Genomic DNA, 7,697 nt, shown 5'->3' with positions numbered 1-7,697 from the left:
AGAAAAGACTTCAAATTCGGCCTTGAACGAGTAAAACTTTCTAGGAAATAAGGTTGAACATGAGATTTTTTCGACTTGTTCAAAGTGGCCGGAGGGCATTCGGACACTGAAAACGGACGGGTCGAAAGTGTCAGACTTAAGCAATTAAGCGTTTTTCGCTATCTGCGTCAACCCCGTTCAGCGACCACCTTAAAAAAGTGGCGTGGTGAGGAATCGCCGTCCGTTTTACGGCGGCGAGGATGTCAAAGCTATCAGCCTTGAATCAGTTATCAGTTATCAGTTATCAGTTATCAGTTATCAGTTATCAGTTATCAGTTCACTGATATTATATTTTGGGCGCACGCGATGCGCCCCTACCATATAAAAACTAACTAATAAATTATCTAAAAGTCGCTGTAACCTTTAGCCAGCAAGAGTTAATGAGTTTAATTATCCTAGAGAATTTCTTAAATACTTGACAAAATATATTTAAATAATTTATAATATTAAATAACCCAAAATTATGATAATGTGCTATCAACATAATCGGGTTTGGGTTGTTTAACAATTAGTTTTTCAGTAATCAAATCAGGAATTTATGAGCATTTTAGAACTCATAGAACAAAGACTAGAAGAAAACTTTACCCTCCACGAACAATATCTAAATCCCCAGATGGTTCGGGTACTGAAAACGATCGGTTACGATCGCCACTACATTAAAGCCCAAGGTCCATACTTGTTCGACAATCACGGGGAAAAGTATCTGGATTTACTGAGTGGTTTTGGTGTTTTCGCCCTCGGACGCAATCACCCCAAGATAGTGCAAGCTTTACAGGAAGTATTGACGGCAGAACTGCCCAATTTAGTCCAATTGGATGCTTCCATCCTAGCGGGATTGCTGGCCGAACGGTTAGCAGCGATCGCACCGACAGGATTAGAACGAGTTTTCTTTGCCAATTCCGGCACAGAAACCGTCGAGGCCGCCATTAAATTCAGCCGCTACGCCACCGGACGCAGCAAAATTGTTTACTGTCAGGGAGGCTACCACGGTTTAACCATGGGTTCCCTTTCCGCCACCGGCGATCCCCATTATCGCCAGGGATTTGGACCCTTTGTCGCCGATTTTGAGGAAATTCCCTTCGGCGATCTGGCTGCGCTCGAAAAAGCTCTAATTAACCAAGAAGTAGCGGCTTTTATTACCGAACCGATCCAAGGTCACGGGGTGAGAATTCCCGAACCGAACTATCTCCCCGCAGCGGCTGCCCTTTGTCGTCGTTACGGCACTCTTTTTGTGGCCGATGAAGTGCAGACCGGTTTAGGCCGGACTGGCAAAATTTGGGCAGTGGAACATTGGGGGGTAGAACCAGACATTTTATGCGTTGCCAAGGCTCTTTCGGGCGGTTTTGTGCCAGTGGGAGCGGTTCTCTGTCGTCCCTGGATCTTCGATCGAGTATTCGATCGCATGGACCGTTCTGTGGTTCACGGTAGCACTTTTGGGAAAAATAATCTGGCCATGGCCGCCGGTATCGCCACTTTACAGGTAATCGAGGAGGAAAAATTAGTGGAGCGCTCGGCTGTAATCGGTCAACAAATTATCGCAGAACTACAGCCCCTCGTAGATCAGTACGAATGTTTGCAGGAAGTGCGGGGATTGGGTATGATGATGGCCTTGGAATTTGCCGAACCGAGCAGTTGGTCATTAAAAGCCGCCTGGAAAATGCTAGAAACCGCCAATAAAGGGCTATTTTCCCAGTTAATCGTCGTTCCCCTCTTTACCCGCCATCAAATTCTCTCGCAGGTTTCCGGCCACGGCATGAATATCATCAAGTTTATCCCCCCCCTCACCCTCTCCGATCAGGATTGCCGTTGGATTGTCACCGCCGTTAAGGATGTGGTCGCTGATGCTCACCGCCTCCCCGGGGCCGCTTGGGAATTCGGCAAAACCTTGGCCAGCCAAGCTATACGCCAAAAAACCGCCAAAAAATAGGTTAATATGTCCAGTTTGTTTCATCCCCTCTGCGGTAGTAACCTTAGCACTCTCCTTCGCTTGTTTTTGACCAATGGCGGCATCGATCGCCCCAATTTGGCCCCGGCAACCCTGGCGCTGGCAGTTACCTTGGCGCGACTACCTTTTTCTACCCTAGAACGGATTTTAATGACAGGGTTTTATGAGCGCCGCGTGGAGGTAAAAGCACCCATTTTTATTGTCGGCTATTGGCGCAGCGGCACGACCCATCTGCACAATTTACTCGGTCAATCGGAGCATTTTGGCTATATTTCGCCCCTAGCGGTGGGATTACCCTGGGATATCCTCGGTATCGTCCGCTTATTACAACCGCTGCTGGAATTAGCTCTACCGAGCGATCGCCATGTGGATAACGTTGCCGTTACTCCCGATTCCCCCCAAGAAGACTCGATCGCCCTGGCCAGCATGATCCCCCTTTCCTACTACCATGGTTTATACTTTCCCCAACGTTTTCAGTATCATTTTGAGCGAGGGGTTTTTTTTCAAGGCTGCAGCGAGAAAGAAATCGCCACTTGGCAACGTTGGCATACTCATCTATTAAAAAAAGTTTCCATCCATCAAAAAGGCAAACAATTACTAATCAAAAACCCCGTTTATACGGCACACATTGCCAAATTACGAACTATCTGGCCCGATGCTAAATTTATCCATATCTATCGCAATCCCTATCTAGTTTTTCCCTCAACCCGCCACTTTTTTACCCGCATCTTACCAGAACTAGCACTGCAATCCTACGATAATTTATCTATTGATGTCATCGAGCAGGTAATTCTGAAAAGTTATCCCCTAATGCTCAATTCTCTCCTGCGAGATAGTGCCGATTTACCCGCCGATAGTTTTGTAGAAATTCGTTTTGAAGATTTAGAAAAAGACCCCCTAGCACAAATCGAGAAAATTTACGATCAACTGCAACTTCCCGACTTAAAAATAGCTATGCCTCGCTTTGAGAAATATATCAGCAGTCTGCAAGGATATAAAAAAAATAATTATCCCCCAGACCCAAAAGCGATCGAATTAGTCGAATCTCATTGGCTACCATTTATTCAACGTTGGAACTATTTTTAGTTATCAGCTTTTTCAGTTATCAGTTATCAGTCATCAGTGATCAGTTATCAGTGATAAGTCATAATTAATAATTCACAATTTAATATGAAATATCTTAAATTTATCTTTCTGGGTTTAGGTTTTGTTTTACTAGGGGTAATTTTACGACAAACCAATCTACAAGAAGTGTGGCAACAAATCACCCTAGTCGGTTGGTGGGGAATGACATTAGTAATTATTTTTTATTTCCTAGAATTCCTCACCGATGTTTTTACTTGGCAACTAACTTTTAAAAGCATTCCTATCCAACCTCGATGGACAATTCGCCTATTATTAATTTACATGGTAGGGGCAGCCTTTAATCGCGTGACTCCCTTCGCTTCTTTGGGAGGAGAAGGTTTTAAAGCAGTGATGTTGAAAACTCACTATCAGATTAGCTATAAAGAAACCAGTGCTTCGATCATTCTGACCAAGACATTAAATACTGCTTCCCTTGTCTTCTTTGCAATTATCGGGTTTTTTCTGCTCCTAGCTTCCCCAAAATTTTCTAATTCTTTTAAAACTTTGACTGGATTAAGTCTAGCTATATTCTCCAGTTGTATCCTGATATTTTTCTTGATTCAGCGATTCCGTTTATCCTCCCGAATAGTTAATCGATTAGGTCATTCTTTTTTAGGCGATCGCCTAGCTAAACCTTTAGAAAATCTTCGCAGTGTCGATGATCGTTTAGGGGAATTTTACCGCAATCTGCCACTATTTAGAAATGGCTTGATCGTCGGTTTTCTCAATTGGCCTCTCGGAGTTTTAGAAATCTATGTTTTAATGCAACTTCTCCAACATCCGATCAGTTTTGCCGATGCTTGGTTATTTGATTCCGTTGCTCAATTGGTGCGCGCTGGAACCTTTTTTATTCCCGCTAATATCGGTACTTTAGAAGGTTCTTTAGTGCTGCTGGGTGCTTCCTTAACTGGTAGTCTAGAATTAGGTTTAGCGATTTCTGTAATTCGCCGGGTTAAAGATATTCTCTGGATTATATTAGGTTTGTTGATCTGGTGGTTATTTTCCCTAAGACCGACTTTACCCGATCGCTCTTCAAAATAATCTCAATCAGTCAACTCCCGATTATTCATCCTGTAATTTTTCGCGTACATTGCGAACAATCCGCGATAATTCACTCTTTTCATCGACGCTAATTTTAGTCGGGGAACCACTAATAATCCGCTCGTAATTGCGGAAAGAATCCTTGATATCGGCCCCGTCCTGACTGATAGTATATTCACGAATCCCTTTATCGTGCCAAGAACCGCGCATCTTAAAGACGTTAATCGCTCGGGACATTTCGCCGCGAATTTCCACATACTGCAACATTAAAATCGTGTCGGTAATCGTAGAAATATGGGATTCGGTGATCGAGTGCGCTCCCATAAATTGGTCGGTGGTATTGGTGAAAAATCCCGTAATTTCCTCCTGTTTGGCGTATCCTGTCACCCCGATCACAAATTGCCGAAAAGCATTATTTGTCACCCCGCGCGCGAGCGCCGATAGAGAATCGATGGCAATGCGGGAGGGTTTAAATTCCGAGATTTCCGACTTAATCATCTGTAAATGGTCTTCTAATCCCGCCGATTCGGGGTAAGAACACAACAATTTTAATAATCCCTTGCGTTCCATCTCCTCAAAATCGATCCCCCAAGAAGAAGCATTTCGGGACAATTGGGCGCGAGATTCTTCATAAGCGAACAAAATCGCCCGCTCACCGCGCCGACAGCCTTCTTCCAGAAATTTACTGACTAGGAGAGTTTTACCCGTACCTGTTGCTCCTGTGGCCAAAATAATCGAATCCTTGAAAAAACCGCCTCCACACATATCATCAAGGGTTTTTACTCCCGAAGAAATGCGGACATTGGAGGAGCGCTGAGTTAAACGCATCGCACCGAGGGGGAAGATATTAATGCCATCATTGGTGATAGTAAAGGGATATTCGCCCTTCATGTGGGTTGTTCCCCGTAATTTGAGGATTTCTGCGGTTCTGCGTCGTCTTTCTCCCTCTAGCACGTTCCGCATAATTACCACATTATCAGAGACAAATTCCTCTACACCAAAACGGGCCACCGCTCCGTATTCTTCGATACGTTCCGTGGTCATAATTGAAGTCACTCCTAATAATTTTAACCGGGCCACGAGCCGAAAAATTTCTCGCCGCACCACTGACACCGCTTCGTACTGCTGAAAAACAGCAGTTACAGAGTCAATTGATACCAGTTTGGCTTTATATTTGGTAATTGCGTATTGAATGCGCTCGATCAGGGCCGAAAGATCAAAACTACCCACCACCTCTTGACCTTCCGGATCCGGAGAAGCATCGAGAATAAATAACTTACCCTGGTCAATTAATTCTTCTAAATCCCAACCAAAACTATAGGCATTTTGGATAATATCGGTGGGAGATTCTTCAAAAGTAACAAACAGTCCCGGATAGTCAAAATACTTGATACCGTGGTAGAGAAATTGAACGGCAAGCAGGGTTTTTCCCGTGCCAGAAGTGCCACTCACTAAGGTAGTTCGCCCCATGGGTAAACCACCGTGAGTGATCTCATCAAAACCTTCAATTAGGGTTCTAATTTTGCGAACACCTTTCGGTTTAATCGGTGGATTCAATTGGCTATTAGAGTTAGATTGAGTCATTATTTATCCAGCGAATATTTAAAGAGTAGGATTTTTATCTAATTTTTCAACAGAAACATATCAGGTCTGACTAGACACTTTATACCGTCTCGATTCCCATTGACTCTTGACTTTCCCATAGACGTACTAGATTACACCCCGATCATTTCTCCTTCAATAAATATAACCCGTCTAATCACCTATTGCCGAAGGCCTAGCTATCATTTTCTCGTTCACGAATTTCCTCGTACAGTAAGTCTAAACCGATCAGAACCTTCTCTCGATCGGACAAATCCCCGATAATTTTCCGCACTGGGGGAGGGAGGACTTTCGCGAGGGTAGGAGTAGCGAGAATCTTGTCTTCCTCCGCTAGTTGCGGGTTTTTCAGCACGTCAATCACTTTCAGCGCATACACTCCCTGAAATTCTTCTTCTAGGATATTTTTCAGGGTTTTCAAGGCACGCACGGAGTTGGGGGTATTGCCCGCGACGTACAGTTTTAAAACATAGGTTTTTTTAAAGACGCTCATAGGTTAGGATTAAAGGGGCTGGGGATAGGAGTTCATCGCTATTTATTGGGGAGATTTTAATCTATTCCCAATAATAAATCATAAGGGATATCCTCGCGAGGTATGGAACGACGGTACATTTCCCCTAGATGAGCAAGGATATCAATGAGAGCGAGACGATAATCTAGGAGAATTTCCTCACTTCTGCCTTCTAATTTTAACTGTTGGGAAAATTCATCCATTAACTCCATGTGAATTTCCAGAATTTGCGACACTGAGAGATCGGTAAAAAAGACATTATTAACCAATTCATCGATCGCTTGATTGATCGGATAATCCTGTTGGAAGTAATTTAAAATAATCTCCCGATAATCTCTTCTTAATTCCCGCAGTAATTCGTTTTTTTCCTCTGGGGCCAGATTGCGATAGAATAGCTGCGGGTTGCGTTTGTAGTAAACACCTAAATAGCCGAGTCTTTCTTTTAATTTTTCTGCTAAACGGCGCTGTTGTAGGAGGAGAAAACTGTGATTATTTTCCACGGGATTTGGTTGGTTAACAATCGTGTTAGGTTCGGAAAAAGAGCAATTAGGAGCTAAATGGAGAAATCGAGCGATCGCTTGGTCGATGACCGAGGTGATGCTGTCTAATTCCTTGACGGTAATTTGTAATTCGGCACTATGATAGAGACAGGTGGGAGAGTCATTCGTCTCGGCAGTGATGTTCTTGTCAGCGACAATGATCACTACTGGCAGTAAAATCCCCCCTTCGTAGAGTTGATTAAAAGTCGGCTGTAGGGAAGGATGAAAGACCACCAGTAAACAATCGATTTTTTCCTTCTCTGCCTCGATATTAGCCAGTAATTCGCTAGAAGACGACCCTAGGGTTAGATTATAGCGTTCATTAGCCAATAAAGCCGTCAAAGAATTAACCAGCCCCAGAGGTGAACTCACTCCCGTCAAGGGTGGGTCCGTTGGGACAAAAGCATAAATAGTCAGTCTCGGAGGCAACGTTTTCTCACCCGCAAGGTAGATAGAAAATAACAAACAATTAGGTTAGGCTTTCTCTGTTGAGAAGACAACCCCCTCGCCATCAAATCGGGGAAGTTAAAGTTAACTTTGCTTTTTGGCAGTGGGTATCGTAGTTAATTGTAATCAATGGAGCGGTCCTCTAGATGAGCGAGCGTCATAATCAAGGTAGATTCAAGTTCTAGGACTACTAATAGTTTGGCCATCAGTTTGTTAATTAGGGTCTGCTGAATAAATCTAAAAACCTTGTTGGGTAAGACTTTTAGACTTTTTGTCAATCAAAAAGTACCAGAGATGGGAGTGATCAGGGGGAAAATTCCGGGACTTTTTCCCTGAAAATTAGGTAATTGACCACCTGAAAATGGGTAAAACCCCACACCCCACACCCCAACCCCCAACCCCCAACCCCCAACCCCCAACCCCCACCGAAAAACTTTTTCAGCAGACCCTA

At 43.8% G+C, this 7,697-nt stretch carries 6 protein-coding genes; 3 read left to right on the top strand and 3 right to left on the bottom strand.

What is annotated here, in order from left to right:
• Window positions 1–577 precede the first annotated feature (577 nt).
• From EWV84_RS15940 to EWV84_RS15930, 3 genes are all read left to right on the top strand, one after another.
• Entirely contained in the window at window positions 578–1,966 is a 1,389-nt protein-coding gene (locus tag EWV84_RS15940) for an aspartate aminotransferase family protein (protein ID WP_287078789.1), read from the top strand.
• 6 nt (window positions 1,967–1,972) lie between these two features.
• Window positions 1,973–3,070, top strand: a complete 1,098-nt coding sequence (locus tag EWV84_RS15935; protein WP_287078788.1) for a sulfotransferase family protein — start codon at window positions 1,973–1,975, stop codon at window positions 3,068–3,070.
• An 84-nt stretch (window positions 3,071–3,154) separates the two neighbouring features.
• Window positions 3,155–4,150, top strand: a complete 996-nt coding sequence (locus EWV84_RS15930; RefSeq protein ID WP_287078787.1) for a lysylphosphatidylglycerol synthase transmembrane domain-containing protein — start codon at window positions 3,155–3,157, stop codon at window positions 4,148–4,150.
• A gap of 21 nt (window positions 4,151–4,171) precedes the next feature.
• Here EWV84_RS15930 and kaiC read toward each other — a convergent pair whose 3' ends face one another.
• The 3 genes from kaiC to EWV84_RS15915 all read right to left on the bottom strand — a co-directional run bounded on the left by kaiC (window position 4,172) and on the right by EWV84_RS15915 (window position 7,228).
• The gene (kaiC, locus tag EWV84_RS15925) at window positions 4,172–5,734 is read right to left on the bottom strand and encodes a circadian clock protein KaiC (RefSeq protein ID WP_002760201.1); all 1,563 of its coding nucleotides are present in this window, start codon (window positions 5,732–5,734) and stop codon (window positions 4,172–4,174) included.
• Between the two features lie 193 nt (window positions 5,735–5,927).
• Entirely contained in the window at window positions 5,928–6,242 is a 315-nt protein-coding gene (gene kaiB / locus EWV84_RS15920; RefSeq protein ID WP_002733742.1) for a circadian clock protein KaiB, read from the bottom strand.
• Between the two features lie 56 nt (window positions 6,243–6,298).
• Complete coding sequence (locus EWV84_RS15915; protein WP_287078786.1) at window positions 6,299–7,228, bottom strand: circadian clock protein KaiA; 930 nt, start codon at window positions 7,226–7,228, stop codon at window positions 6,299–6,301.
• Between the last annotated feature and the right edge of the window lie 469 nt (window positions 7,229–7,697).

The organism is Microcystis sp. M_QC_C_20170808_M3Col, assembly GCF_007095505.1.
Lineage (GTDB): Bacteria > Cyanobacteriota > Cyanobacteriia > Cyanobacteriales > Microcystaceae > Microcystis.
This window is presented reverse-complemented; position numbering and strand designations above follow the sequence as displayed.